Below are 26,962 nucleotides of genomic sequence, written 5' to 3' on the forward strand. Positions count from 1 at the left end.
TTTGTAAAATGTATTTAAGACTTTAGGATATTTGATGTATCTTTGTAAGCAAATACTAATAAATAGTGATTTGGTCAAAAAGAATGAGACTTTAATTTTGTAAGATTATGACAGAAAAGAAAGAAGTTAAGTCTGCTCCTAAGGCGGCAGCAAAGAAAGCCACTACCAGAAAGTCAGCTTCAAAGGCTACAGCCATTGCTATCAACGAAGTAAATGTTGGTTACCGAGCAGGTGATGTTTACAATGCGCTTGCAGCTGAAGAAAAAGCTCTCAGTGTAGCAGAGATTGCAAAGGCAGCTAGTATTTCTACCGAAGAAGTTTATTTGGGTATTGGTTGGCTTTTAAAGGAAGGAAAAGTTAAGGACGAGGGCAATAAAGTTACACTTGCCTAATCGAATACATTAACATTAGAATAGAAAGGGAGCCGTATGAAAGTGTATTGACTCCCTTTTTTATATGCAATACGATAAAGAAATAATCCGCGTGCTTGTTGAAGCTGGTGAAGAGGGGCTTTCTGTTTGGAAAATCTCCCATCATGTTTATAATGCTTGCAATTCTCTTTTCCATCCAATAATACAAGACGATGTACGTAAATATGTGCAAGGTTATCTCTTGAAGAATAGTAAATTACCCAGTTCTTTGATAGAGAGAGTTAGGAAAGGCATCTATCGTCTCAATGCAAGTAATAGCTTTTCACAGCAATTCATTCTTCAATTTCGTGATGAGAAAGAGGATTCTACGATAGAAAAGCCAACGAAAGACCAAAGTCTTTCATTATTTTAAAAACTCTATCATCTAAATGCCAGTTAAACAAGAAAAAGTCCTCATAAGCTGGTCATTATATTTTTTATTTGTATATTTGCAAATATATTAATTTCAGACACAATCTATGGCACAATCGGATAATCATCTTGTTATTATGGCTGGCGGCGTTGGTAGTCGATTCTGGCCAATGAGTACAACAGAGCACCCTAAACAGTTTATTGATGTCTTAGGAGTTGGGAGGACTCTTGTGCAATTAACTTATGATCGTTTTGAGGGCGTGGTTTCTCCAGATAATGTTTGGGTAGTAACCAATCAGAAGTATGTCGACTTAGTTCATGAGCAACTGCCAGAGATACCACTGAATCACATTCTAAGTGAGCCTTGCCGTCGTAACACAGCTCCCTGCATTGCCTATGTTAGTTGGCGTATTAAGAAAGAAAATCCTAAGGCTAACATCGTAGTTTCTCCAAGTGATCATATTGTTATGGACAATACGGAGTTCAGACGTGTTGTTACGAATTGTATGAAGTTTACAGCGGAAACAGATGCTATTGTTACGTTGGGAATGAAACCAACACGTCCAGAAACAGGTTATGGTTATATTCAGGCTGATCTTTCAAATGCTTCTGCACGTAACAAGGAGATTTATCGTGTTGATCACTTCCGTGAGAAGCCAGACCTTGAGACGGCTGAACAATATATTCGTCAAAATAATTTCTTTTGGAATGCTGGTATCTTCATTTGGAGTGCATCAACAATCGTAAATGCTTTCCGTATTTATCAGCCGAGTGTCGCCCGTGTGTTTGAGAGGATTATGGATGTGCTTGGCACTGCTGAGGAGCAACGTATCATTGATGAGGTATATCCTGAATGTGAGAATATTTCTGTTGATTATGCCATTATGGAGCGTGCTGAAGAGATTTTTGTCTGTCCAGCATCTTTTGGATGGAGCGACTTAGGCACTTGGGGCTCTCTTCTTGCGCAGAGTCAGCATGATTTATATGGGAATGCGACCATTGGTAAAGAGATACATCTCTTTGATAGTCGGAATTGTATCGTCCACACAACAGAGGAACGCAAAGTGGTGATTCAAGGTTTGGATGGCTATATTGTTGCGGAACAAGGAGGTAAATTACTGATTTGTAAACTCTCTGAAGAACAAAGATTGAAGCAATTTACGGGGGAAGGATAAGGTTTTTATCTTCCCACCATATATTTGAAAACTTATATCCACATAGTATGTGTAATATCTTTTGAAGCACATAATATGTGGATATATTAGTAAAATGAGTTGAGCAACAGAATTATTTTACGAATTTAGAATAAGCGTTTTAAGTCTTTATATCATTTGATTATTCGTCTTTATGGGTTTAATGAAGTTACTTCCAAAGATTGTTTTTTTCATTTCTGTAAATCTTTCTTGTCCATTAATAGCACAGGTTCCAACGTTAGTAAGAGTCAATCCTCAGCATTATTTCCATCAAAATTTGCCGAAAGGTAATTATAGTGGTCTGACATGGTTAGGTGGTAATTCTTATGCCGTGGTATCTGATAAGGCAGAGAAAAGTGGCTTCTTTATTTTTCATATACAACTTGATAGTATAACCGGCGATATTCGCAATATAACTTCTGATGGCTTTCGTGCATCTTCCGATGGAAATCATGATGAGGAGGGGATTGCTTTCTTACCAAAAGATAGTACAATTTTTATTTCTAGAGAGGCTGATAATAGTATTTTAGAATATGATTTGCATGGACAGCTAACTGGTAGACGTCTCAAAGTACCCTCTATTTTCAATGGTTCTACGGCACAATATGGCTTTGAAGCACTTACTTATAACAAGAAAACCCACTTGTTTTGGACCACTTCAGAGAGTACTTTACGATGTGATGGTGCGCAGGCTAATCCTCAAAATCAAGTTTGTAATCGCTTACGTCTACAAAGTTTTGATGAAAACCTACTGCCTCAAACTGAATATGCCTATCGTATGGATAGTCCAAAGACAAAGAAGAATGCCTCTAATTATGCTATGGGGGTGCCTGCTTTGACAGCTTTAAATGATGGGCGATTACTTGTTTTAGAACGAGAGTTCCTAGTAACTCAAGGTAAATTAGGTTCATTTGTCATCAATAAAATCTATTGCGTCAATCCAAACGTAGGTATTTCTGTCTCTCCCGATACAGCCCTTCAATCTGATTCGCCCTATCTTGCGAAGACATTAATAGCCGAATGGAAAACGACTTTAAGCTTATTTTGTCAAGATTTGGCTAACTATGAAGGTATGTGCCTTGGTCCTCAACTTGCAAATGGTAGTCAGGTTCTTGTCCTTTGTGCGGATAGTCAAAACCAGTATGGAGGTGTTTTGCGTGATTGGTTTCGTACGATTGTTATTCGTTAGCCGTCTGTTTTGTTTGTGAATATCCTTTACATTTACTTTTTTCAATCTAGCTTTTATAACAAGACATTATTCGTAAAAAATAAGTGCTAGGTAGCTTTTTTAAAAAACGTATATAGGTTTTTGGCAAATCGTACCTCCGTTTTTCATAAATTGTACCTCCGTTTTTCTCAAAATGTATATAGGTTTTTGCTAAAAAGTAGGTCAGTTTTCGACAAAAAGTATATACATTTTGACTAAAAAGTATAGTATTTCTGATTTGAAAGATTATACTTTTTTCCTAAGACATTGATTATTAGTTCGTTATCTTTCTGTTAAGAACTTCTCTGTAATTTGAATATTTGAGGGCGATTATAGGAGTCTTGAATAATATCGCAGCTATGGGTATTCAAATTAGCAATATTCTATTACAAAAATGATTTGAATAAAATCCTCTTATCCGCTCACCTTTACTTGTCATTTAGTTATAGAACTAACTTGGAGATAAGACAGAATTTTATTCAAATCATTGATTACAATATTGAGAATAGGGGAGTGTTGCCCTTAGTTTTCCCGTGTTTTACTTCATCTTTTTATGGAGCTTCCGCAGAGCTTTATTGCGTATTTGTCGTACACGTTCGCGCTTTAATCCCATATCTTCGGCTATTTCTGCCATTGTGTAGTGTGTGCCATTAAGCCCATAAATAGCCGATATGATTTTCTTTTCCCTTTCGTTGAGTTCGTTCAAGCCTTTTTGAATCTCAAAACTTAGTAATTCTTTGTTCAAATGCTCGTCAGTCTTTGGCGTATCCTCATTTTCTAATACGTGTTGTAGAGTGAAGTTATTGCTACTACCTACAGGGATGGGTTGGTCAATAGAGATAGCACGAGATCGTTTTTGTTCAAATTTACTCTTCTCGTCTTTAGGCAATTTATAGAGCGAAACCTGTTCTTTTATTGCCTCTTCCATAGCCTTTCTGATATAAGGTGCGGCATAAGTAACGAAGCGCACCCCTTTCGTTCCATCGAATTTCTGGGCAGCGTGCATCATTCCTATGTTACCTTCGCTGACTAAATCATCTTCTCCTAGCCCTTGATTCCTATATTGATGTGCCAGTGAGACTACAAACTTTAGATTAGCTTTTGTCAACTTTTCTAATGCTTTGGCATCACCTAACTTAATCTTAGAAGCAAGTAATTGTTCTTCCTTATCAGTTAAGAGTTGCTCTTGTATGATTTCTTCTATATATTTCTCGTTTACACTCATGATACACAATATTTAAAGTTGAAGATTTATATATATTGACAATATGGAATTACTTCTCTTGTTGGTTCTTCTTGCGTTTGATATACCATTTAACAAGGAAGTAAATGCACGCAATGAGTACTAGGACAATGAGTCCAATCTTGATATATTCTCCATATTCAAGAATCTTTTCTTCGAGTTGTTCTTCTGGAACAAACGAGTGCATATAATGACCTAATAATGCGAGAATACTATGCCATGCACCAGCGCCGATTGTTGTATAGAGAAGGAAGCGCCAATAACTCATCTTCGCAAGTCCGGCAGGGATAGAAATAAGGTGACGTATACCAGGAAGTAATCGCCCCGTGATGGTTGCTACCAATCCATGTTTATCAAAATATTTCTCGCTCTTTTCTACTTTCTCTTGATTGAGCAGGCACATGTGTCCCCATTTACTATTTGCGAATTTGTAAATAAGAGGTCGTCCGAGATACCATCCTGCGAGATAATTGATAGTAGCACCGCAATCAGCTCCTAGCGTTGCAAAGAGAATGACAAGCCACATATCAAGATTTCCGCCTGCTGCATGATAGGCGGCAGGTGCAACCACTAACTCTGATGGTACGGGGATGACCGTACTTTCTAAAAGCATCAAGAGAAAGATGGTGCCATAGTTAAGGTGTCCGAGTAGGGTTGTGATAAAACTCATAATTGTGTTCTAATTAATTAATATAATTGTTATTTCAAATGTTGATACTTGGGTAATCTTTTATATCTGTTCCTGGGGGGTAGAGGTCAGACAAAACATCTTGACATTCCCTGGTATTCCGTTCTATTGCTATTTGAAGAAATTGCTTATATTCCTCCGTTTTTTTGAGTTCATAGCAGCAACGTGCTAAATAAGCAAAACCTTCAGTCCAATCCTTCGCTGCGTTTGGTAAATAATTAATAAGAATACGATAAGTTAATTCAAAGTATCCATTATCAAATATTGAGATAGCCACATTGATAAGTGCCTGATCTTTATTTTCAGATTCGGTTATAGATTGGAAATAGAAGTCTAATGCTTCCTTAGGGTGACCAAGAATCAGATAGAGATGACCAATGGTGACATCAATAATACTGAAGTCAACATGGTGACAAGTCTGCCGATATTGTTGGTAATATTTCAGTGATTCAACAAAATTATCCAGAGAGAAAAGTCCATTTGCTTTGTTAAGTAAGGCCTCTTCATCATTAGGATTTATAGCCAGTGCGTATTCGCTGGATGTAATGGCTCCCTGAACATCATTGCGCAGGAATTGTATTTGGGTAAGTTGATTCCAATACGCACAAGAGTAAGGATTGCCGTCGATGAGTTCGTTAATAAGGGTTTCGCTAGCTTCATATTTACCTTGCCCTTTAAGAATACGAACTTTAATCTCTTTGTATTCATCCTCATTAATCATAGTAGATTGATTCAGCCATTTCTCAGCATAATCAATCTCTTCATAATCAGCGAAAAGAGCCGCCGCATCTATTACAAACTCCTCATGATCATCCTCGTCTATTACATTATCATATTGCTCTTGCAGATATTGGTCGGCTTTGCTCACCTGATTATCCGCAATCATAATTTCAGCTTTTAGATAGAGATAGTCTAAATCACTCTTATCGACGATTGTTTCTGCAATTTCATTTGCAAGTGTTGGATTATTGTAAGTGAGTAGAGCCATTCTCGCTTTAAATGCTAATGGCGCAGTCGCTGTGGGATAAAGGTGATTCGTGTAATTAGCAGTCTCTAGTGCTTTTTCATCTTGTCCAATGGAATAATAATATTCAGCAACATCAGTGAGATCCTCGGAATCAAGGAACTCACTGATGTTATTGTCTCGCAACTCTTCATATCTTTGAAGAAGTCGTTTGAACTTTTTGCTTTGATAATATATATCCAAATTACTTTCTAATGAGTGTTATGCTTTTGCCTTCTTGGTCCAGGTATCTTTTAGCCCTACAGTCTTGTTGAATACAAGGTGGTCTGTAGTAGAATCTGGATCAAGCATAAAGTAACCTGTGCGTTGGAACTGGAGATAATCTCCTGGTTTCTTCTCTGCAAGGAACTTTTCTACATAGCATTCAGTGCGTACTGATAGACTTTGAGGATTTAATAAATCACGGAAGTCACGCTCATCGGCAGATGGATTCTCTACGTTGAAGAGACGATCGTACTCACGAACCTCAGCCTTTAAGCAGTGGTCTGCGCTTACCCAATGGAGAGTTCCCTTTACTTTACGATCAGAACCAGGCATACCGCTCTTGCTGTTCTCATCATATTCTGCCTGAATCTCAATGATATTACCTTCGGCATCCTTTGTACAACCTGTACATTTAATAATATAAGCGTTCTTTAAACGTACTTCCTTACCAGGGGTCATACGGAAGAACTTCTTAGGAGCATCTTCCATGAAGTCTGCACGCTCAATCCAAAGATTCTTTGAGAATGTGATAGTATGTTTACCATCTGCCTCATTCTCTGGATTGTTTATAGCCTCCATCTCCTCTGTCTTATCTTCTGGATAGTTGGTAATGACAAGTTTAACAGGATCAAGAACAGCACTAACACGTGTAGCTTTCTTATTTAAATCATCACGTACAGCCGCTTCCAATAAAGCAACGTCATTGAGCGCATCAAACTTTGTATAACCAATAGAGTCAATGAAGTTGCGGATTGATTCTGGAGAATAACCACGACGGCGCATACCACATAGGGTAGGCATACGGGGATCGTCCCAACCATTAACGAGATGTTCGTCTACAAGTGTATGGAGTTTGCGCTTAGACATTACTGTATATGTAAGGTTTAAGCGGTTAAACTCAATCTGCCTTGGACGATTGTCATGTAGATTGTCTGCTGTTCCGTCACATTCTTTGAGGAAGTCTACAAACTTATCATAGAGTGGGCGATGTGGTACAAACTCGAGTGTACAGATAGAGTGGGTGACACCTTCGAAGTAATCACTCTGACCATGTGCAAAATCATACATTGGATAGCAATGCCATTTTGTACCAGTTCTGTGATGTGGTATCTGGATGATTCGATAGATAATAGGATCACGGAAGTGCATGTTAGGGTTAGCCATATCTAACTTTGCACGTAACACCATACTTCCTTCTACAGCTTCTGGGGTATTCATCTTTTCGAATAGGGCAAGGTTTTCCTCAATTGGACGATTTCGATAAGGAGAAGCTGTACCAGGTGTTGTAGGTGTTCCCTTCTGTTCTGCAATCTGCTCAGCTGTTTGTTCGTCTACGTATGCTAAACCTTTTTTTATCATCCAGATGGCAAAGTCCCAAAGTTTCTCAAAGTAGTCACTTGCATAATAGATATTGCCCCATTTGAATCCGAGCCAACTAATATCATGGAGGATATTCTCTACATATTCATTATTCTCTTTACTTGGATTGGTATCATCAAAACGTAGATTACAAACACCATTATAATGTTCTGCAACACCAAAATCCATGCAAATAGCTTTTGCATGTCCTATGTGGAGATAGCCGTTTGGCTCTGGTGGGAAACGAGTTTGAATGCGTCCTCCGTTCTTACCTTCTGCAAGATCTTCCTCTACCAGTTGTTCTACAAAGCTTAAACTTCGCTTCTCTTCATTGGTGTTATTCTCTATCGTAGTCATATTTTCTTGTTTATTATTTAGTTGCAAAGTTACTTATTTTTTCTCGTTTATGATAATGTTTCCTAGAAATTAATAAAGTCGAAATAAGCATTTATTTATATTGTTCGATACAAATATCCATTTTGTCGTTATGCTCTTTGATTGTATATAGAAAATTATTAATACCTTGTGTTAATTATCTGATATGTAATAAAAAAATAATATTTTATAATAAAAATAGTTGTGGAAAAGTTTGTGGGAGAAAAAAAAATACCTTATCTTTGCAATCGTTATCCTGAATACAATCTTTTTACCTTAAAAGAACTAATACCTATTGAGATTGAATGCCTGTCGCTGTGAAGCGTTAGGCATTTTTATTTTATCATTGTCCTAAAGGTGATTGTTCTTTGTATGAAATGATGGTTCATCTGTTTAATAAGCATAGATGATTACTAAGAAATTCTTTTATCAGAAATGATGTTTTTGATTGTTTATAGTGGAAAAGTTCTTTATTATATGTATGTTACGTGTAATTTAAAAAGAATTCTTTTCTTGTGAGTTGTGTTTTCTCGTATAGATAATGTAACTTTGCAAGAAACTTATTAATTATGAAGAATTTTTTTAAGGACTTGAGGCGAAAGGACCACCCACATGTATTGGGTGCCTTGGATATTTTTAAATATATTGGACCTGGATTATTAGTTACTGTTGGGTTTATTGATCCTGGAAATTGGGCAAGTAACTTTGCAGCAGGATCGGAATATGGTTATGCCTTATTGTGGGTTGTTACCTTATCAACTATTATGTTGATAGCATTACAGCATAATGTTGCGCACTTGGGCATTGTGACGGGTTTATGTTTGAGTGAAGCTGCTGTGAAGTATGCTCCTAAATGGGTGGGGCGACCTATTATTATTAGTGCGATTCTTGCTAGTATATCGACATCGCTTGCCGAAATACTAGGTGGAGCAATTGCTTTGCAGATGTTATTCGGAATGAGTATTCCAACAGGTTCCGTACTTACTACTGTGGCTGTTCTTATCATGCTCTTTACAAATAGCTACAAGAAGATGGAACGTGCCATTATTGGTTTTGTATCAATGATTGGACTTTCATTTATATATGAGTTGTTCTTGGTTGACATTCATTGGCCGTCAGCAATCGAAGGAGCTTTTGTGCCAACTGTTCCTCAAGGATCCCTCTTAATTATTATGAGCGTATTGGGAGCCGTTGTAATGCCTCATAATCTTTTTCTCCATTCCGAGATTGTTCAGAGCCGTGAGATACATTTAAAAGGTGACGAGCGCATTCTGCATATGTTAAAGTATGAGTTTGTTGACACCTTATTTTCGATGATAATAGGTTGGGCAATCAATTCAGCTATGATTTTATTAGCGGCGACAACCTTCTTTTCACATGGTCAGCATGTAGAAGAACTCTCTCAAGCACAAGCAATGTTACAGCCTCTATTGGGTAATAATGCAGCAAATATTTTTGCTATAGCCTTGTTATTGGCTGGAATCTCTAGCACAATTACAAGTGGAATGGCAGCAGGTAGTATCTTTTCTGGCTTGTTTGGTGAGTCATATAATGCAAAAGATACACACTCGATCTTAGGAATTGTTTTGTCATTAGGCGTAGCTCTTTTGATCATATTCTTTATTGGCGATCCTTTTAAAGGTTTAATCATCTCGCAGATGTTCCTATCAGTGCAACTTCCTTTTACTGTTTTCTTACAAGTGGGCTTAACATCTTCTAAGCGTGTCATGGGTAAATATGCCAATAGCAAAATCAATATGATCTTCTTGTATTCATTGGCAGGCATTGTTACATTATTGAATATTTGGCTATTGTTTGAGAGTGTATAGAGTATGTGGTGTAAGCAAGTAACTATTTTGAAATTTTATTTTATAGTTAAAAGTGTAACTGATTTATTATTTTAACGATAAGACTGTTCTTCCCAATGGCAGGTATATATGGTGATTATAATGGTTATCTTGATAAGGTAGGAAGCCAAGGTGGTCGGTTAAAATTCATTGTGCTTTAACCTTTTGTTCTCTCTTGTTCTTTGATAGGTTAAGACTTCACAATTAGAATAATTGTGAATAGTTCGTGACAGATTGACTATTATTAGTTTTTGTATAAGTCAACTTTTACTAAGGATAATTATCCAAGGTTATCAACCTGAATCAGGAATTTATATAATGAATTAAGATGGGGTTAATATTCTTCGCGAACAATTTCAATATTCTTCGCGAACAATTTTGATTTTCTTCGCGAAGAATTTTATGTGCTTCTTAGTTGATTGAGTTCAAGTATATAAAAGCCCATCAACCTGCATCTTCTTCTTTATTTTCGATTGCCTTTGACGAAAGTATATTTCGTGGGGCACGGGAGTACATCTTGTGGGGCACGAAAGTATATATTGTCAATGACGAAAGTATATATTGTCATACACAGGATTCAAGGTGCATCTCTATTTGTGTATGAAAGCTTATACTAGGGAATTAAAAAAACTTCTGAAAAACCAGATGGCTGGCGTTTCAGAAGTAGAAATTATGTATAGCTAATTGTTGCGTTATTTTATTCCACGCTCATTGAGAGCTTTGGCATATTTTGCAGCATTCTCTTGATGCTCTTGATAAGTTTTTGCAAAGTTATGCGTTCCGCTAAAGTCTTCTTTTGCGCACATATAGATGTAGTCATGATGTACATAATTCAAAACGGCGTTAATGGCTGCAACAGAAGGTATGCGGATGGGACCAGGTGGTAAGCCACGATACTTGTATGTGTTGTAGGGATTATCAATGGTAAGCCACTTTTGGTATATGCGATGTGCTGTAAAGTTTTTAGTGGCAAACTTTATTGTTGGGTCAGCCTGTAGTGGCATATTGATGTGCAGACGATTGATATACATACCAGCGATTTTTGGCATTTCTGCAACATTTGATGTCTCTTCGTCAACGATACTTGCGAGTGTAATTACTTCACTCTGTGTTAGACCTGCGGCTTTCGCTTTTTCTTTCCGTTCGAATGTCCAGAACTTTTTATTTTCTTCAGACATCTTGTCTAGAAACTTGTCTACGGATGTGTCCCAATAGAAGTCGTATGTGTTAGGGATAAACATTGCAGGAATTGTTTCAGGTGTGAAGCCATATTTCTTACATGTGGCAGGTGAAGTTAGTCGTGCAAGTAGTTCACTGCGTGTAAACATCATTTTACTGCTTATCTCTTTAGCTAAATCATTAAGCGTTCTAACTGGTTTAATAGTTAGTTTGACAGGAGCTTGCAAGCCGTTTCTTATATGTCTGAATGTTTGAAGTGAACCAGCTGAACCTACAGCAAACCTACCTGTTCGGATATTATCCCCATAGCCAGTGATTTTAGCTAACTGTTTGAATACCCAAAAGGCTTGTGGAGTAGAGAGTGGTTGCAGCTTAGTGTAGACAGAATCAGTGTTATCATTCTGATCAATCAGAATATATTGCTCTTTCCCTGTTCGCGACATTCCTGAAAAGAAAAGAAAGTAAATGATACCGATTAGTACGACAGCAATAGTTGTGAGTACCAATTTCTTTTTCGATTTCTTGTTATTCTTCGATTTGTTTGCCATCTTGTTATGCTTAATTTATCAATGTTGCAAAGTTACATAATTCTCCATTAAAAGTGTTGTTGTATGTGATATAGATCGATACTTTTTTTGAAATTTAAGAGAAAAGATAGTCTGTTTTCTCTATTATTGCGTAATTTTGTCCATCGTAAAACAAGGGATAATGAAGGATTTTAATACTTATATTTTCGATTTAGATGGGACGCTGTTAAGTAGTTTAGAGGATTTAGCAGCAAGTACGAATTATGCATTGCGATGGGCAGGAATGCCAGAAAGGACATTGGAAGAGGTTCGTATGTTTGTTGGTAATGGAGTTAAACTTCTGATGGAGCGTGCTATTCCTGATGGTCAGCAAAACCCTCGCTTTGAAGAAGTGTATGCAAAGTTTCGTGAGCACTATTTGAAGCACAATCTGGATAGGACCCGTCCTTATGATGGTGTATTGGAACTTCTTGCAGAGTTAAAACGGCGTGGAAAGAAACTTGCTATAGTAAGTAATAAGTTTTATGCAGCTACACAGGATCTTGCTCATCATTTCTTTGCTGACACGATAGAAGTAGCTATTGGGGAACGAGAGAATATTCGTAAGAAACCAGCTCCTGATACAGTTCTCGAAGCACTTCGTCAGTTAGGTGTATCTAAAGACGGGGCTGTTTATATCGGTGATAGTGATGTAGATGTTATGACGGCAAAGAATAGTGGATTGCCTTGTATTAGTGTTCTTTGGGGCTTCCGAGATAAAGAATTCTTGATAGAACATGGTGCAACCTTGTTTGTGGAGTCACCACATGAGATACTGGCTAAGCTCTAAAACGATTTTTGTCATGCTGTAAATTATGAATCTATTGTTATAAGATTTAATTTACGACATGACAAAAATGAATATTTTATCTGCTTTGTTATAAAGTTCCTTTAATCATCGAGCAGTGTAGATGAACGTACACGGCTTAGCGTCTCAGGTGTCATCTGCAAATAACTTGCAATGTAAACGAGTGGTGCTCGAAGTACGACTTGTGGATTTAGTTTACACATTCTCTTGTATCGAGCTTGTGCGGTTTCAAATCGAACAAGGTCTGCGTGTATCTGTGAAATGATTAGACTCTCTTCAAGGATTTTACGATACAGAATCTGTATGTTTACATTATGCAAAGCTACTTGTTCTAGTCTCTGTTTAGGGAGAGCATAAATAAGTGTTGGTTCCAATGCCTCCACCTGTAATTTTGTTGGTTCTTCTTGGAAGAGACTTTCGATACACATTATAACACCATGATCTTCTCCAAGGTGTTCTGTTATCTCTTTACCATTCTTAAAATAGAACTGACGTACAAGTCCTTTTTCTATATAATAAAAGTGCTTGCATACTTCTCCTTCATTGAGAATCATCTGTCCTTTGCTGAATTTCATTGGTACTAGGATACTCTCGAGGACATCTAATTCCTCGTGAGTCATAGTACTATATTTGCGTGCTAATTCACGTGCAATATCTCTAGTATCATTTGCTAATTCTTTCATTTTCCTATCCTTTCTTTTTCTTATCCTTTAGTCTAATTTCAATACAGCAAGGAATGCTTTTTGTGGAACCTGTACATTCCCTATCTGTTTCATACGTTTTTTACCTTTCTTCTGTTTCTCCAAAAGTTTACGTTTACGGCTAATATCGCCTCCATAACATTTAGCGGTAACGTCCTTTCGTACCTGCTTAACAGTCTCTCTTGCGACAATCTTAGCCCCGATAGCAGCTTGTATTGCAATGTCGAACTGTTGGCGAGGAATCAGATCCTTTAGTTTCTCACACATTCTTCTCCCGAATGTGACTGCGTTACTCTCGTGTGTTAATGTAGAAAGAGCATCTACAGGCTCGCCATTTAACAGTATATCGAGCTTTGCTAGTTTGGATGGGCGGAAAGAATCTATATGATAATCAAACGAGGCATAACCTTTTGAAATACTCTTTAATTTGTCATAAAAATCAATCACAATCTCACCAAGAGGAATCATGAAGATTAGTTCAAGACGATTACCACTTACATAGTTCTGACTTACTAATTCACCACGTTTATCAAGGCACAAAGTCATGATAGGACCAATATAGTCACTTGAAGTGATGATAGAAGCCCTTATAAAAGGTTCTTCAATATGATCGATCATGGTTTGATCTGGTAAACCTGAAGGATTATGAACTTCCTTCTCGTTGCCTTGCTTGTCATAAACCATGTAGCTAACATTCGGAACTGTGGTAATTACGTCCATATTAAATTCACGATCTAATCGTTCCTGCACAATCTCCATGTGCAGTAAACCGAGGAATCCACAACGGAATCCAAATCCTAGAGCCTGTGAACTTTCTGGTTGGAATGTAAGTGAGGCATCGTTAAGTTGTAATTTCTCTAGAGAGGCACGAAGATTCTCATAATCGTTTGGATCAATAGGGTAGACGCCTGCGAAAACCATAGGCTTTACTTCTTGGAATCCCTCGATAGCATGCTTGCAAGGAGCATCAATGTGAGTAACAGTATCACCAACCTTTACCTCCGTTGCATTTTTTATGCCAGATATAATATAACCCACTTCACCTGTCGAAAGTTGTTTGGTGGGTACCATATCCATTTTCAATACACCCACTTCGTCAGCAGTATATTCCATCCCCGTTTGAACGAACTTTACTTTATCGCCCTTCTTTATGACACCATTGTCGACCTTGCAAAGGGTAATAATACCACGGAAGGAGTTGAAAATAGAATCAAAGATAAGAGCTTGTAAAGGAGCATTTACATCCCCTTTGGGAGATGGGATACGTTTAATAATTGCCTCAAGTATCTCAGAAACGCCTTCACCTGTCTTTCCGCTTGCCCTAATAATATCTTCAGGATCACAACCAATCAAGTCGACAATCTCATCTTCAACTTCTTCTGGCATTGCGTTAGGCATATCAATCTTATTGATGACAGGGATAATCTCTAGATTGTGGTCGATGGCCATATAAAGATTTGATATTGTCTGAGCCTGTACACCCTGAGTCGCATCAACAATGAGTAAAGCCCCTTCGCAAGCAGCAATACTACGTGACACCTCATAAGAAAAGTCGACGTGTCCTGGAGTATCAATAAGGTTTAATACATATTTCTCCTTATCGAAAGTATATTCCATTTGAATGGCATGACTCTTAATCGTGATGCCACGCTCACGCTCCAAATCCATGTCGTCAAGCATCTGTCCTTCAGTAATCTTGATTGTTTGGGTGTATTCAAGAAGGCGATCGGCCAAAGTAGATTTACCATGGTCAATGTGGGCAATAATGCAGAAATTTCTTATATGATCCATCAGTTCGTTCTATAATTTGAGATGCAAATATAATCATAAATTCTGAGAATGTGGAATGATAAATTAGGAAATTAGCTATTTTTTGTTATCTTTGCAAAGAATATTTGATAGAGAATTATGCTCGTTGGGAATCTACTTTATGATATATTCCAATGAAATAATAATAAAAGAATTAATTATGAAGCGTTTATTCTATTTTGCTTTAATGGTGGCACTTTGTTCTTCTTGTCATAGGAGCTTAGAAGATAGAGCAGCTCAGGAATGTAAAGAATATACAGAGAAGAAATGTCCAACTCCAGTAGTAGATAATGTACGGTTGGATAGTATGGTCTTTGAATCGACTACTCGAACCATTCATTATTATAATACGCTTGTTGGTACAGCTGATAATAGATTGGTTATTGATAAACAACAAGGTAAATTACGGCAAGCCTTGAAAGAAGGGTTAAGATCAGATGCAGGAACGAAAGCTTATAAAGATGCAGGCTTTAATTTCCAATATACCTACCATTCTGAAAAGAAGCCTTCAGAAGTGTTGTTTGATGCAACTTATACTACAAAAGATTATCAATAGATAGATTCTTTATTAAATTCAGGATAATTGATAGTGCAGACATCATGTGTTCCACATTCAAAGACTTATATTGCCATAGATCTTAAATCGTTCTATGCCAGTGTGGAGTGTGTTGAGCGTGGCTTGAATCCTTTGACAACTAATCTTGTCGTCGCAGATGTCAGTAGAACGGAAAAGACAATTTGTTTAGCTGTATCACCTTCTCTTAAATCTTATGGTTTACCAGGGCGTGCACGTTTATTTGAGGTTGTTCAACGTTTGCGCGAAGTCAATAATAAACGTAAGGAAGAATTGTTAGAAGGAGGCTTTACTGGTAAGTCTTCCAATGCAATTGATTTAGAACAACATAAGGATTGGGAAGTTGATTATATCACGGCAGTCCCAAGAATGGCGCATTACATTCAACATAGTGCCAAGATATATAGTATCTATTTGCGATACGTAGCACCAGAGGATATACATGTGTATTCGATAGATGAGGTTTTTATAGATGCCACACCTTATCTTTATAGTTCTAAACTATCAGCCCATGATTTTGCAATGAAGATGATTCGTGATGTTCTTCGTGAGACAGGGATAACAGCTACGGCGGGTATAGGAACTAACTTATATCTTTGTAAGGTGGCGATGGATATCGTGGCAAAGCATATACCTGCTGATAAGGATGGAGTTAGAATTGCAGAATTAGATGAACATAGTTATCGTAAAAATCTATGGAATCATAAACCACTTACAGACTTTTGGCGTGTAGGGCATGGTATTGCCCAACAATTATATCCTTATGGAATTGACACTATGGGCAAGATAGCTCGTTGGTCTCTTGAACATGAAGAATTATTTTATAAGCTCTTTGGCGTTAATGCAGAATTATTGATAGATCATGCTTGGGGCTGGGAACCATGTACAATGGAAATGGTAAAAGTTTATCGTCCAGAATGTAATTCTATGAGTAGTGGGCAAGTATTACATGAAGCTTATACTTTTCAGAAAGCAAAAGTTGTTGTACAAGAGATGGTTGATGCCTTATCTTTAGATTTAGTTGAGAAACGTTGTGTTGCAGATCAACTTGTTCTTTATGTTGGATATGATAAAGATAGTTTGATATCAACGAAGGTAAATGATTATACTGGTCCGATATCTAAAGATTGGTATGGACGTAAAGTTCCTAAACATGCTCATGGTTCCGCTACTTTTCCTCATTTTACTTCTTCTTCACATATAATGACTCAAACAGTTTTAAAACTTTATGAAGAGATTGTTGATAGAAGATTGCTTATTAGACGAGTAAATATTTCATTGAATCATGTACTTCGAGAAGAATTTATCAATAATAGAACTCCAGAACCTGTTGAGTTGGATCTTTTTGCAGATAATGATACCTTAATAAAGAAGCGTGAAAAAGAAAGGAAAGAACTAGCACGTGAACGGAGAATGCAAGAAACGATATTAAATATTAAACAACGCTTTGGTAAGAATTCACTATTGCGAGGATTAAATTTTGAAGAAGGTTCTACGGCACGTGAACGTAATAAACAAATTGGAGGACATAAAGCATGACAGATAAGTATGATGACATAATCAATCTCCCTCATCATGTCTCTAAACGACATCCACGGATGAGTCTTTATAACCGAGCCGCACAATTTGCGCCTTTTGCTGCGCTTACTGGATATGAGGAAGCTATTGCGAAAGTTATTCGTGATACAAATACAAAGAAAGAAGATAATGAGATGGATATATAGTGCTATGCTTTATATCGAAGACTTACATTATTAAGTTTATCTCTTTGTGAATCTTATATTATCATACCCTACAAGTTTATCTGTCCTTCCTCCTTGTGGGCGGAAATAAATAAGAGCTTGATAGCTATTCTCTGTTTGATAATGACTATTATCAATAGTAAAGGGCACTAACTCTCCTTGATTATTTACTGCTATGAATTGATAATTGTAATAACCCAACTTCAAAGGTAAGGCGGTTTCATAGCATTTCTTTGTAGGGTTATAGGTCATTTCATATTGCGGTAATAAGCGACTGTACGTCCAATCACCATTTAAAAAGATATGATAAGGAGCTGGTTCTGGTACATTTAGTTGGAAATGCGTGATAACATAGTCACTTGTTGTATTGCTTTCTATATTATTTGAATTACGGATAAGGAAAGCGCCATCAGCATCCTCTTCGTAGATATAATTTAATAATGGTGTTGTGATAAAAGGATAAGCATGGAAATTACTACCATCCCAAGCCACATGATCTATTCCCATTGACGCAACATCGGTCGAAAGAAGTTCAAATTTACGATATTCGTTGCCTCCCCAGAAGATATAGTCCTTATCATGTATCCATTGTAAACCATTATTCATTACATATTGTGGTTTACTATTCCATCTAGCATCTAGCCAGTTACGGTTTTGTAATACAACAGTTTTAATTTGTTGTTGTGGATTAGAGACTATGTAATTCCCATAATTTACAGCCATTTCAACCTGCTGATTTGCATCATTAATTGTGGCATCCGTTTGAGTTGTCACACTCAGTTTAACGCCCATTGCGTTTTCGGCAGGCTCAATAAGCATAAAGCATGCAGTCAACAAAGGCTTTTTGTTATCATCAAAGACCGTTAATCTGTAATTACCTGAAATCTTTGGTTGACAATCCTTGTTTGGAATTTTCAGATGATAATGTGTGTATAAGGTGTTAGTTAAGGTAGACTCTTTAACATCGTCTATTAAATTATCATTGAGGAATCCGTCGGCAATATCACTATCAAAGAGATTTTCTGATATTTTCCAGTCAGCTTCACAATGTTCTATACTATAAGTCATCCGTCGATAAGTATGCGTAAGATCATCAAAATCAATACTAATCTTGCCGCCGTTTAGATACATTATAGGTAATGTTAGCCAATTCTGATTAGCAACGACCTGCAATGACCGAATATTATTATCGATAATCTCGTGTCTCTGTGCGGAGATACTTATAGGAAGGAATGATAATAAGAGATAATAGGATGTAAGGAGCAGCTGTCTCATGCGTCTTCTTCCAAAATATTTTGAAGGAAACTATCTAAGTCCTTGTCTAGTCCTTGCATAAGATCACCGCCAATGATTCCTAAATCATCATCAACAAGATACAATTCCGTTATACAATTCTTATCATCATCTTCCAAGACAAAGCTATAAGGCTTCATAATAGAAAGATTCTCTATTATATCTTTAACACGATTCATCTCAGAACGTAGTACTAATGCTATCTCTGGATAAAAGTTATCGCTCTTATTATCAATCCATTCTTCGATAACACAACGAGTAATTTCGTTGTCATTATCATCAAATGCCATCAGGTCGCCACTATCTTGAGAAGCGCGTAAATGGAGATCAGTCATAGACAGGTTACAATCACAAGCTGTGAATTTCTGTGCGATTTTCTTTAAGAAACGTTCAATTTGTTGCTGTGTCTGTTCGGTTACATTCATCGTTTGGTATGATATTTATTTATGGGGGCAAATATACAAAAAGTTTTCTGTTTTATATTATCTCGTTGTTTTTTTTACGTTCTTTTTTTGTTGATAATGAAAAAAGCGTTATCTTTGCAACGAAACTTATGGTTTTATTAACCTAAATAGAAGGTAATCTTAAAAAGCAAATGAAACAAACAATTCTTGTTACAGGTGGTACTGGTTTCATTGGTTCTCATACAAGTGTTGAACTGATAGAAGCTGGTTATGATGTCGTTATAGTAGATGACTTATCTAACTCTAAGATTGAGGTATTAGATGGTATTGAAAAGATAACGGGTGTGCGTCCTGCTTTTGAACAGGTAGACCTTCGTGATCGCGAAGCAACAGAAAATGTATTCCGTAAGTATCCTAAGATTGAAGGTATTATCCACTTTGCTGCCTCAAAAGCAGTAGGGGAGAGCGTACAAAAACCATTAATGTACTACAGAAATAATATTGTTTCACTGGTTAATTTACTTGAATTAATGCCAGAATATGGCGTTGAAGGAATTATTTTCTCTAGTTCTTGCACCGTTTATGGTCAGCCAAATCCAGAGAATTTGCCAGTGACAGAAAATGCGCCTCATCAGAAAGCTACCTCGCCTTATGGCAATACAAAGGAGATTAATGAGCAAATTATTCTTGACTACATCCATAGTGGGGCAAACATCAAGAGTATTGTTTTGCGTTATTTCAATCCAATTGGAGCACATCCTTCAGCATTGATTGGTGAATTACCAAATGGAGTTCCTAACAATTTGATACCATTCGTTACGCAAACAGCAATGGGAATCAGAAAAGAATTAACCATCTTCGGTAATGATTATAATACACCTGATGGCACATGTATCCGCGATTATATCTATGTTGTTGATTTAGCCAAGGCGCATGTTGCGGCGATGAAGCGTATCTTAGATAATAAATCAGATAATATTGAATATTTCAACATTGGAACTGGTCACGGCAATACCACTCGTGAGATTGTTGAAACCTTTGAGAAAGCCACGGGCGTGAAGGTGAATTGGAAGTTTGGTACTCGTCGTGAAGGGGATATTGAGAAGATTTGGGGAGATTGCACCAAGGCTAATACTGTATTGGGTTGGAAGGCTGACACCCCTTTATCTGATGTTCTTGCATCTGCCTGGAAATGGCAAGAGAAGCTAAGAGCAGATGGAGTGATGTAATTAAAAGAAAAGATACTGAATTAATTAATTATAATTTTCATATACAATAATTGCGGGGAAACCTGCTTTATTTTGTGTTTGTGTTGTTGTTATCCCTCGATGTGAATCGGGGGATAATTTTGTTTTCTGCTGTAATATCATCAAGTGATGAGGCTATTTGAGGTATCAATAAACTACATTTTCCCAAAAATGAATACGCCACGAGCAAATTGCTCGTGGCGTATTGTTTCTAAGGAATGAGATTTAGCCAACTACTGGTCCATTCTCTTCGTGCTCGTTTTTCTCCTCTTTCATCTTCTTCTTGCTTTTAGGTTTCTCCTGCGCAGCTACGCGGAAGAACTCTACATCCTTGAGTCTTCGGAAATCGGCGGTTGGAGTGAAGAGAATTTGCGTTTTGGAAATACATTCCGAAGGCTTGAAATCTTCTTCTTTCAGCACAGATTTTGAGGTGAATGTGGGTCGGAACGTACCGATTGGTCCCCCGTCGACAATGTAACCTCTCGAACAAAGTTCGTTTAACACTTTGCGGAAACGATAGAATACAGCCGCAATGTCAGCTTGACCAACGGTTGAATCGTCCGCCATGCGATCACATAGTTCATCAAAAGTGATGTGATGTTTCTGACAAACAGGGTGAGCAACGAAGACTTCCTGATTTTTCTTTGTGCCAATACTAACCTTGCGCTTTGTTAATGAGAAATCCATAAGCTAAATGGTTTTTTAATGTGTTTTAAATAAATTAGAGTGGGGTATCTGCACACTTCACAGTACTTACACTCAGATTGTATGCCGCAAATATAATGAAATTATTTGAATAAATAGGCAAAGGAGACATATAATTTTATCTTGTTTTGTAATCCATTTTTCAGAAACCAATATTTAATTTTGAGTGATCGTATATTCATTTCTAAGAAATCGTATATTGGATTTACTAAAAACGTATATACATTTTCGATAAAACGTATATACGTTTTCATCAAAATGTATATACGTTTTTTCTGAATTTATTATTGGTTTTGTATCTCGCTGATAATCAGTAGCTTACGAAGGCATATAAAATGGACTAAAAATGGGTGATTTTCGTGTGCAGAATGACAAAAAAAGAGAGTAGGAATTAAGCCTGCTATTCGCTAATAAGCCTAATTCCTACTCGGATATTGTTAGGTAAAATTAGTTTACTTTTTCCTCAATTCCTCCAAACTTGCTTTGAGAGCTGCAATCTTTTCTTCGGAATCGCTTTGCTTTTTGCGCTCACGTTCGATGACTGCCGCAGGGGCATGAGAAACAAAATTCTCGTTAGATAGCTTCTTCTTGATGCCAGCGAGGAAGCCTTCCAGATGGTTGAGTTCTTTCTCTTGCTTTTCGATTTCGGCTGCAACATCAATCAAATCGCCAACAGGTACGGCAAAACTGTCCGTTCCGACCATGAAGCCTGATGCGTCGCTGGGCTTCTCTGCCACCACTTCGATTGTCTTTAAGTTCGCCATCTTATGGATTACGCTGTTGTATGCCTCGTAGTTATTTTGCCCAATGGCATTGAGTTCGAGTTCAACCTTAGGTGCGATATTCTTCTGATTGCGCACCGTTCTGACACCACCGACGATTGCTTTCACCTGTTCTATGTCTTCGATTAACCGCTCTTCGCCCTTGGTTGGAGCTGGGAGTTTCAGTTCATCGCGCATAATGCTCTCGCTGTCTTTGCGGTCATAGATGTGCTGCCATAGCTCTTCGGTGATGAAAGGCATGAAGGGGTGGAGCATCTTTAACAAAGAATTGAAGAAACGGAGCGTTGCCTCGTAGGTCACTTTGTCGATAGGTTTGCCATATTCTGGCTTAATCATCTCAAGATACCAGCTTGAAAACTCGTCCCAGAAGAGGCGATAGACGGTCATCAATGCCTCGGAAATACGATAGCTCTTGAATTGTTCGTCCATCTCTTTGTTCACAGCTTTCAGTTTGGCATCGAACCATTCAACGGCGATTCGGCTTGCTTGTGGCTGTTCAATATCGGCAGTTTGCCAACCTTGTACGAGGCGGAAGGCATTCCAAATCTTGTTATTGAAGTTACGTCCTTGCTCACAGAGCGTCTCATCGAAGAGAATATCATTGCCGGCTGGGGCTGAAAGCATCATACCCATACGGACGCCATCGGCACCATATTTCTCGATAAGCATAATCGGGTCAGGCGAATTACCAAGACTCTTGCTCATCTTCCGCCCGAGCTTATCGCGCACAATACCCGTGAAATAAACATGCTTGAATGGGAATCTACCACGATATTCATAGCCTGCCATGATCATTCGTGCCACCCAGAAGAAGATAATGTCTGGACCTGTCACGAGATCGCTCGTAGGGTAGTAGTAGTTTATTTCCTCATTATCGGGGTTGTTAATGCCATCAAACACAGAGATTGGCCATAGCCAACTTGAGAACCATGTGTCCATGCAATCGCTTTCCTGCTCTAAATCGGCTGCAGTTACGTTAGGATTCTTCTCTTTTGCGAGTTTCAATGCCTCGTCTGCGGTCTCTGCAACGACTGTTGCGTTCTTACCTTCTGCGTCCTTGAAATAGTAAGCAGGGATGCGATGACCCCACCAAAGTTGGCGACTGATACACCAGTCTTTGATGTTTTCAAGCCAGTGGCGGTAGGTATTTTTATATTTCTTTGGATAGAACTCTATCTCATCGTCCATGACTGGAGCGAGCGCAATGTCGGCAAAGTGCTGCATTTTGAGGAACCATTGTGTAGAGAGTTTCGGCTCGATAGGCACGTTGGTACGCTCCGAGAAGCCTACTTTATTGTCATAGTCTTCTACCTTTTCCATCAAACCAGCCGCCTCTAAGTCCTTAGATATCTGCTTGCGCACGTCCATTCTATCTTGACCTACATACAAACCAGCCGCCTCGGAGATGGTTCCGTTATCATTGAAGATGTCGATTGTTTCTAATCCATGCTTCAAACCGAGCGCATGGTCGTTGACATCGTGTGCAGGAGTAACCTTCAAACAACCTGTTCCGAACTGAATATCGACGTATGAATCCTCAATAACTGGGATTACACGGTTAACCAATGGTACGATGACATGCAAACCTTTGAGCCATGTGTTCTTCACATCTTCTGGATTAATGCACATAGCCGAGTCACCCATAATTGTTTCAGGACGGGTCGTTGCAACCACGGCGTAGTAACCTTTCTCATCTTTGTGCATTACGTTGCCCTCGTCTTTACGCTCCACTTTAGCCTGATCGTCAGCAGCAACATAATATTTAAGGTGATAAAGTTTAGAGTGTTCATCCTTATAAATCACCTCCTCGTCCGATAGAGCAGTCTGTGCCTGTGGGTCCCAATTGACCATTCGTACACCACGATAGATATAACCTTTATTATATAAGTCGCAGAATACCTTAATAACACTCTTACTTCTGGTGTCGTCCATGGTGAAAGCAGTACGATCCCAATCGCAAGAGCAGCCCAAACGGCGTAACTGTTTCAGGATAATACCGCCATGCTCATGCGTCCAATCCCACGCATGCTCAAGGAATTGTTCACGGGTAAGGTCGGTCTTTTTGATGCCTTCCTGCGCCAACTTGTTTACAACCTTTGCTTCGGTGGCAATACTTGCATGATCAGTACCTGGAACCCAGCAAGCATTCTTACCCTCCATGCGCGCACGTCTTACAAGAATGTCCTGAATAGTGTTGTTGAGCATGTGTCCCATGTGGAGTACACCAGTAACATTTGGTGGTGGAATCACCACAGTATAAGGCTCACGCCCATCAGGTTTAGAACTAAATAGCTTATTGTCCAGCCAATACTGGTACCATTTTGATTCCACAACCTGTGGATCATACTTGCTTGCTAATTCCATTGTTTCGTATATTTTTTATTCTTTATTATCATTAAAATACGGTGCAAAAGTACAAAAAATCCGCCTAAAAAGCGTATCTTTGCAACGATATTAGTACTTCCAAACAAGTACTTTAACGTTTATCTTTAACTTTAAACATCAAGACATTGCATACAAAAGAAGAAAAATTAAAAGCCTTTGCACGTTTGTTGGATGTCCAGGAACGTCTTCGCAAGGAGTGCCCTTGGGATAGAAAACAAACCAATGAGAGTCTTCGTCCTAATACTATTGAAGAGACTTTCGAGTTAGCTGATGCACTTCTCAAGAACGATTCAAAGAATATCTGTAAGGAATTGGGCGATGTTATGGAGCACGTTGTGTTCTATTCAATGCTCGGTCAGGAAAAAGAAGAGTTTGATGTTGCTGATGTTTGTAATGCACAATCGGATAAACTCATGTTCAGACATGATTTTATTGATTGGACAGGATGGGAAGTAACACGGCAGGATATGGCTGTAAATGCTAATGGACAGGTGGTTTATAAAGATGAATTGAAACAACAAACAAGCGATAATCAGCAAGCAGCGCCTAATACAGCAACGCAAGTTGAATCTACTTGGGAACAGCGGAAACAGCGCGAAAGAGATGGAAATAAGTCTGTCCTCTCTGGTGTTCCAGAATCATTACCAAGTCTTATAAAGGCTTATCGCATACAAGACAAGGCTCGTAATGTGGGCTTTGATTGGGAAGAAAAAGAGCAGGTATGGGACAAAGTTTATGAAGAGTTAGGCGAATTGAAGGCAGAACTACAGAAAGAAGATAAAGAACGTTCAACCGAAGAGTTTGGCGACTTTATGTTTTCGCTTATCAATGCAGCCCGTCTCTATCATATTAACCCTGATAATGCACTCGAACATACGAATCAGAAGTTTATAAAACGATTTGAATACATCGAAAAGAAAGCGCGTGAAAAAGGTGTCTCTATAAAGGATTTGACACTCGCAGAGATGGATCAATATTGGGAAGAAGCAAAGAAACTATAAGAACTAAAGATATTAAGCACATGAAAAGGAGTTTTTATTTAGTTATTTCATTGATTATCCTTGCTGCTGTTTACGCTTGTAAGGATAATAAGGCAAAGTCATCATTGGCTCAAGCAAGTGGTAGTACCGATTCTTTGACTGTGGGCGATAGTACGGTTTATGGTACTATGGTTGATGGAGGTATGAATTCTTTAATCTTACTTACTGATAAAGGTGATACGGTTGAGTTCTTAGTAAATCCAGATGACACAATTGATGTTGTGAAAGGTGGAAAGATTCACGGCGATCGCTTTGCCGTGATTGGGTATAAGGAATATGGCGATAACTTCATGCGTTCTGCCATTAACCTAACTTCTCTATTAGGAAATTGGACAAGTCTTGATCGCAACTTCGAGATTAAAGAGGGCGGGACGGTTAGTTCCAGTCTTCAATCAGAGAAGAATCCTTGGACTTCATGGAAGATTTGGAATGGTAAGTTGATATTATCAAAAGATACCTTTGACGTTGATAATCTCGGTGCTGACTCACTATCATTAGAAAATCACAATGGTATTTTTGTCTTTACAAGAGGAAAGTAAGATTTAGCTGATAAAACATTATAATGCTCGTGTCGTGTAATAGCTCTTTGAATGAGATTTAGCTAAGCGATTCGAGCATTTTCATATTCGTTAGTATTGCTGTATGGAACCATTTACTGTACGTATTTTAGGCTGTGGAAGTGCCTTACCTACATTGAGACATTATCCTTCTTCGCAGGTTGTTGAACTGAGAGAAAAGCAATTTATGATTGATTGTGGAGAAGGAACGCAGATACAATTACGTAGGTTGCACATCCATTTCTCAAGAATTATAGCTGTATTCATTAGTCATCTTCATGGCGATCATTGTTTTGGATTACCAGGAATGTTGTCTACATTTGGTATGACAGGGCGCACCGCACCTCTACATATCTATGCTCCTTCTTCTTTTGAGCCTATCCTTCAGCAAACACTCGACTTCTTTTGTCAGGGATTAGGGTTTGAAGTAATATTCCATGGCTTAGATACAACTCAACAGAAAGTGATTTATGAAGATCGTAGTCTGACAGTCGAAACGATTCCTTTGCAGCATAGAGTAGAATGTTGTGGATTCCTTTTTAGAGAGAAACAAACGCTTCCGCATATTCGTCGAGATATGATTGATTTCTATCATATCCCAATCAGTCAGATTAATAACATAAAGAATGGTGCTGATTGGATCACTCCAGATGGAGATATTATTCCGAACGACCGACTTACATCGCCTGCTACTCCTGCCCGTAGTTACGCTTATTGTTCCGATACGAGATATATCAAGTCACTTTCTAAGCAAGTTCAAGGAGTTAATACACTTTATCATGAAAGCACATATCTTGCGAAGGATGCCGATCGTGCTAAGCTCTATTGGCATAGTACGTCAGAACAAGCAGCGAAGGTAGCACATGATGCAAAGGTTGGTAAATTACTTTTAGGTCATTATTCCGCTCGATATAATAATGAGGAGTTACTATTAAAAGAATCTCAAGCTATCTTCCCGAATACTATCTTATCACAAGAGGGGATGGTCATTGATGTTTAAGACAAATAGGACACATATTCCTTAATCCCACCTTTATTATATAGTAAACACCTGGTATATCTCTATCTAACCTCTATCCAATCACCAATAAATCCTCCTGTAAATTCTCCTGTAAATCCCCCAGCAAATCCCCTGCAAACAGTACATTCTACTCCCCTCGCCATTACTTCCCGTTGGTCAGTGACCGTTGGTTCGGAGAGGGGGTGAGGCTTTTTTTTCTTCTTTTCCTTGCCCATTCAATTTATTCT

At 38.1% G+C, this 26,962-nt stretch carries 25 protein-coding genes; 13 read left to right on the top strand and 12 right to left on the bottom strand.

Annotated features, from left to right (window positions below):
• The first annotated feature begins 107 nt into the window (after positions 1-107).
• From O3603_RS08370 to O3603_RS08385, 4 genes are all read left to right on the top strand, one after another.
• Entirely contained in the window at positions 108-392 is a 285-nt protein-coding gene (locus O3603_RS08370; protein ID WP_009435287.1) for a winged helix-turn-helix domain-containing protein, read from the top strand.
• Between the two features lie 64 nt (positions 393-456).
• Positions 457-783, top strand: coding sequence for a hypothetical protein (locus O3603_RS08375; protein ID WP_371522151.1), 327 nt, complete (start codon positions 457-459; stop codon positions 781-783).
• 106 nt (positions 784-889) lie between these two features.
• Positions 890-1,957 (top strand): mannose-1-phosphate guanylyltransferase, encoded by a 1,068-nt coding sequence (locus tag O3603_RS08380; RefSeq protein WP_009435267.1) that lies wholly within the window; start codon positions 890-892, stop codon positions 1,955-1,957.
• Between the two features lie 172 nt (positions 1,958-2,129).
• Positions 2,130-3,164, top strand: coding sequence for an esterase-like activity of phytase family protein (locus O3603_RS08385; protein ID WP_371522153.1), 1,035 nt, complete (start codon positions 2,130-2,132; stop codon positions 3,162-3,164).
• 556 nt (positions 3,165-3,720) lie between these two features.
• Here O3603_RS08385 and O3603_RS08390 read toward each other — a convergent pair.
• The 4 genes from O3603_RS08390 to O3603_RS08405 are packed head-to-tail and all read right to left on the bottom strand — an operon-like array spanning position 3,721 to position 8,057.
• Positions 3,721-4,407 (bottom strand): RNA polymerase sigma factor RpoD/SigA, encoded by a 687-nt coding sequence (locus O3603_RS08390; protein WP_009435291.1) that lies wholly within the window; start codon positions 4,405-4,407, stop codon positions 3,721-3,723.
• A gap of 49 nt (positions 4,408-4,456) precedes the next feature.
• Positions 4,457-5,095 (bottom strand): DedA family protein, encoded by a 639-nt coding sequence (locus tag O3603_RS08395; protein ID WP_314868789.1) that lies wholly within the window; start codon positions 5,093-5,095, stop codon positions 4,457-4,459.
• A gap of 34 nt (positions 5,096-5,129) precedes the next feature.
• Positions 5,130-6,320, bottom strand: a complete 1,191-nt coding sequence (locus tag O3603_RS08400; RefSeq protein ID WP_371522156.1) for a hypothetical protein — start codon at positions 6,318-6,320, stop codon at positions 5,130-5,132.
• Positions 6,321-6,338: 18 nt separating this feature from the next.
• Complete coding sequence (locus O3603_RS08405) at positions 6,339-8,057, bottom strand: glutamine--tRNA ligase/YqeY domain fusion protein (protein ID WP_371522158.1); 1,719 nt, start codon at positions 8,055-8,057, stop codon at positions 6,339-6,341.
• Between the two features lie 587 nt (positions 8,058-8,644).
• On the opposite strand from O3603_RS08405, the gene O3603_RS08410 reads away from it, so the two are divergent.
• Positions 8,645-9,904: an Nramp family divalent metal transporter gene (locus O3603_RS08410; protein WP_371522159.1), complete on the top strand. Its 1,260-nt coding sequence runs from the start codon at positions 8,645-8,647 to the stop codon at positions 9,902-9,904.
• 710 nt (positions 9,905-10,614) lie between these two features.
• Here O3603_RS08410 and mltG read toward each other — a convergent pair.
• Positions 10,615-11,649 (bottom strand): endolytic transglycosylase MltG, encoded by a 1,035-nt coding sequence (mltG, locus tag O3603_RS08415; RefSeq protein ID WP_371522161.1) that lies wholly within the window; start codon positions 11,647-11,649, stop codon positions 10,615-10,617.
• A gap of 160 nt (positions 11,650-11,809) precedes the next feature.
• On the opposite strand from mltG, the gene O3603_RS08420 reads away from it, so the two are divergent.
• Positions 11,810-12,457 (top strand): HAD family hydrolase, encoded by a 648-nt coding sequence (locus O3603_RS08420; RefSeq protein WP_371522163.1) that lies wholly within the window; start codon positions 11,810-11,812, stop codon positions 12,455-12,457.
• Positions 12,458-12,558: 101 nt separating this feature from the next.
• On the opposite strand, the gene O3603_RS08425 is transcribed toward O3603_RS08420, so the two are convergent.
• Both O3603_RS08425 and lepA read right to left on the bottom strand, forming a co-directional pair.
• Complete coding sequence (locus O3603_RS08425; protein WP_155716229.1) at positions 12,559-13,158, bottom strand: Crp/Fnr family transcriptional regulator; 600 nt, start codon at positions 13,156-13,158, stop codon at positions 12,559-12,561.
• Between the two features lie 27 nt (positions 13,159-13,185).
• A complete protein-coding gene (lepA, locus tag O3603_RS08430; protein WP_371522165.1) occupies positions 13,186-14,967 on the bottom strand; it encodes a translation elongation factor 4 in 1,782 nt (593 codons plus the stop codon).
• A 178-nt stretch (positions 14,968-15,145) separates the two neighbouring features.
• Between lepA and O3603_RS08435 the strand changes: the two genes are divergently transcribed.
• The 3 genes from O3603_RS08435 to O3603_RS08445 are packed head-to-tail and all read left to right on the top strand — an operon-like array spanning position 15,146 to position 17,283.
• Positions 15,146-15,541: a hypothetical protein gene (locus tag O3603_RS08435; RefSeq protein WP_371522167.1), complete on the top strand. Its 396-nt coding sequence runs from the start codon at positions 15,146-15,148 to the stop codon at positions 15,539-15,541.
• A 33-nt stretch (positions 15,542-15,574) separates the two neighbouring features.
• The gene (locus tag O3603_RS08440) at positions 15,575-17,098 is read left to right on the top strand and encodes a DNA methylase (RefSeq protein ID WP_371522169.1); all 1,524 of its coding nucleotides are present in this window, start codon (positions 15,575-15,577) and stop codon (positions 17,096-17,098) included.
• Positions 17,095-17,283 (top strand): hypothetical protein, encoded by a 189-nt coding sequence (locus O3603_RS08445; RefSeq protein ID WP_371522171.1) that lies wholly within the window; start codon positions 17,095-17,097, stop codon positions 17,281-17,283. Before O3603_RS08440 ends, O3603_RS08445 begins: the two co-directional genes overlap by 4 nt.
• Positions 17,284-17,319: 36 nt before the next feature.
• On the opposite strand, the gene O3603_RS08450 is transcribed toward O3603_RS08445, so the two are convergent.
• Positions 17,320-18,576 carry a DUF5103 domain-containing protein gene (locus O3603_RS08450; protein WP_371522173.1) on the bottom strand — a complete coding sequence of 419 codons (1,257 nt, stop codon included), beginning with the start codon at positions 18,574-18,576 and terminating at the stop codon, positions 17,320-17,322.
• Positions 18,573-19,019: a hypothetical protein gene (locus O3603_RS08455; protein ID WP_371522175.1), complete on the bottom strand. Its 447-nt coding sequence runs from the start codon at positions 19,017-19,019 to the stop codon at positions 18,573-18,575. Before O3603_RS08455 ends, O3603_RS08450 begins: the two co-directional genes overlap by 4 nt.
• A gap of 170 nt (positions 19,020-19,189) precedes the next feature.
• On the opposite strand from O3603_RS08455, the gene galE reads away from it, so the two are divergent.
• Positions 19,190-20,227, top strand: a complete 1,038-nt coding sequence (galE, locus tag O3603_RS08460) for a UDP-glucose 4-epimerase GalE (protein WP_371522177.1) — start codon at positions 19,190-19,192, stop codon at positions 20,225-20,227.
• 243 nt (positions 20,228-20,470) lie between these two features.
• Here galE and O3603_RS08465 read toward each other — a convergent pair whose 3' ends face one another.
• Both O3603_RS08465 and O3603_RS08470 read right to left on the bottom strand, forming a co-directional pair.
• Positions 20,471-20,932: a DNA-binding protein gene (locus O3603_RS08465; RefSeq protein WP_371522178.1), complete on the bottom strand. Its 462-nt coding sequence runs from the start codon at positions 20,930-20,932 to the stop codon at positions 20,471-20,473.
• A 470-nt stretch (positions 20,933-21,402) separates the two neighbouring features.
• Entirely contained in the window at positions 21,403-24,096 is a 2,694-nt protein-coding gene (locus O3603_RS08470) for a valine--tRNA ligase (protein WP_371522180.1), read from the bottom strand.
• A gap of 146 nt (positions 24,097-24,242) precedes the next feature.
• On the opposite strand from O3603_RS08470, the gene mazG reads away from it, so the two are divergent.
• The 3 genes from mazG to O3603_RS08485 all read left to right on the top strand — a co-directional run bounded on the left by mazG (position 24,243) and on the right by O3603_RS08485 (position 26,714).
• Positions 24,243-25,118 carry a nucleoside triphosphate pyrophosphohydrolase gene (gene mazG, locus O3603_RS08475; protein ID WP_371522182.1) on the top strand — a complete coding sequence of 292 codons (876 nt, stop codon included), beginning with the start codon at positions 24,243-24,245 and terminating at the stop codon, positions 25,116-25,118.
• A gap of 20 nt (positions 25,119-25,138) precedes the next feature.
• Positions 25,139-25,696, top strand: coding sequence for a hypothetical protein (locus O3603_RS08480; protein ID WP_371522184.1), 558 nt, complete (start codon positions 25,139-25,141; stop codon positions 25,694-25,696).
• A gap of 103 nt (positions 25,697-25,799) precedes the next feature.
• Positions 25,800-26,714, top strand: coding sequence for a ribonuclease Z (locus tag O3603_RS08485; protein WP_371522186.1), 915 nt, complete (start codon positions 25,800-25,802; stop codon positions 26,712-26,714).
• Between the two features lie 62 nt (positions 26,715-26,776).
• On the opposite strand, the gene O3603_RS08490 is transcribed toward O3603_RS08485, so the two are convergent.
• Entirely contained in the window at positions 26,777-26,950 is a 174-nt protein-coding gene (locus tag O3603_RS08490; RefSeq protein WP_371522188.1) for a hypothetical protein, read from the bottom strand.
• Between the last annotated feature and the right edge of the window lie 12 nt (positions 26,951-26,962).

This window comes from Prevotella sp. 20925_1_30 (assembly GCF_041433025.1).
Lineage (GTDB): Bacteria > Bacteroidota > Bacteroidia > Bacteroidales > Bacteroidaceae > Prevotella > Prevotella vespertina.

Excerpts from the sequence above, each read along its gene's own strand:
- O3603_RS08370 (WP_009435287.1), top strand. The coding sequence starts at position 108 with ATGACAGAAAAGAAAGAAGTTAAGTCTGCTCCTAAGGCGGCAGCAAAG.
- O3603_RS08375 (WP_371522151.1), top strand. The coding sequence starts at position 457 with ATGCAATACGATAAAGAAATAATCCGCGTGCTTGTTGAAGCTGGTGAA.
- O3603_RS08380 (WP_009435267.1), top strand. The coding sequence starts at position 890 with ATGGCACAATCGGATAATCATCTTGTTATTATGGCTGGCGGCGTTGGT.
- O3603_RS08385 (WP_371522153.1), top strand. The coding sequence starts at position 2,130 with ATGGGTTTAATGAAGTTACTTCCAAAGATTGTTTTTTTCATTTCTGTA.
- O3603_RS08390 (WP_009435291.1), bottom strand. The coding sequence starts at position 4,407 with ATGAGTGTAAACGAGAAATATATAGAAGAAATCATACAAGAGCAACTC.
- O3603_RS08395 (WP_314868789.1), bottom strand. The coding sequence starts at position 5,095 with ATGAGTTTTATCACAACCCTACTCGGACACCTTAACTATGGCACCATC.
- O3603_RS08405 (WP_371522158.1), bottom strand. The coding sequence starts at position 8,057 with ATGACTACGATAGAGAATAACACCAATGAAGAGAAGCGAAGTTTAAGC.
- O3603_RS08410 (WP_371522159.1), top strand. The coding sequence starts at position 8,645 with ATGAAGAATTTTTTTAAGGACTTGAGGCGAAAGGACCACCCACATGTA.
- mltG (WP_371522161.1), bottom strand. The coding sequence starts at position 11,649 with ATGGCAAACAAATCGAAGAATAACAAGAAATCGAAAAAGAAATTGGTA.
- O3603_RS08420 (WP_371522163.1), top strand. The coding sequence starts at position 11,810 with ATGAAGGATTTTAATACTTATATTTTCGATTTAGATGGGACGCTGTTA.
- O3603_RS08425 (WP_155716229.1), bottom strand. The coding sequence starts at position 13,158 with ATGAAAGAATTAGCAAATGATACTAGAGATATTGCACGTGAATTAGCA.
- lepA (WP_371522165.1), bottom strand. The coding sequence starts at position 14,967 with ATGGATCATATAAGAAATTTCTGCATTATTGCCCACATTGACCATGGT.
- O3603_RS08435 (WP_371522167.1), top strand. The coding sequence starts at position 15,146 with ATGAAGCGTTTATTCTATTTTGCTTTAATGGTGGCACTTTGTTCTTCT.
- O3603_RS08445 (WP_371522171.1), top strand. The coding sequence starts at position 17,095 with ATGACAGATAAGTATGATGACATAATCAATCTCCCTCATCATGTCTCT.
- O3603_RS08450 (WP_371522173.1), bottom strand. The coding sequence starts at position 18,576 with ATGAGACAGCTGCTCCTTACATCCTATTATCTCTTATTATCATTCCTT.
- O3603_RS08455 (WP_371522175.1), bottom strand. The coding sequence starts at position 19,019 with ATGAATGTAACCGAACAGACACAGCAACAAATTGAACGTTTCTTAAAG.
- galE (WP_371522177.1), top strand. The coding sequence starts at position 19,190 with ATGAAACAAACAATTCTTGTTACAGGTGGTACTGGTTTCATTGGTTCT.
- O3603_RS08465 (WP_371522178.1), bottom strand. The coding sequence starts at position 20,932 with ATGGATTTCTCATTAACAAAGCGCAAGGTTAGTATTGGCACAAAGAAA.
- O3603_RS08470 (WP_371522180.1), bottom strand. The coding sequence starts at position 24,096 with ATGGAATTAGCAAGCAAGTATGATCCACAGGTTGTGGAATCAAAATGG.
- O3603_RS08480 (WP_371522184.1), top strand. The coding sequence starts at position 25,139 with ATGAAAAGGAGTTTTTATTTAGTTATTTCATTGATTATCCTTGCTGCT.
- O3603_RS08485 (WP_371522186.1), top strand. The coding sequence starts at position 25,800 with ATGGAACCATTTACTGTACGTATTTTAGGCTGTGGAAGTGCCTTACCT.
- O3603_RS08490 (WP_371522188.1), bottom strand. The coding sequence starts at position 26,950 with ATGGGCAAGGAAAAGAAGAAAAAAAAGCCTCACCCCCTCTCCGAACCA.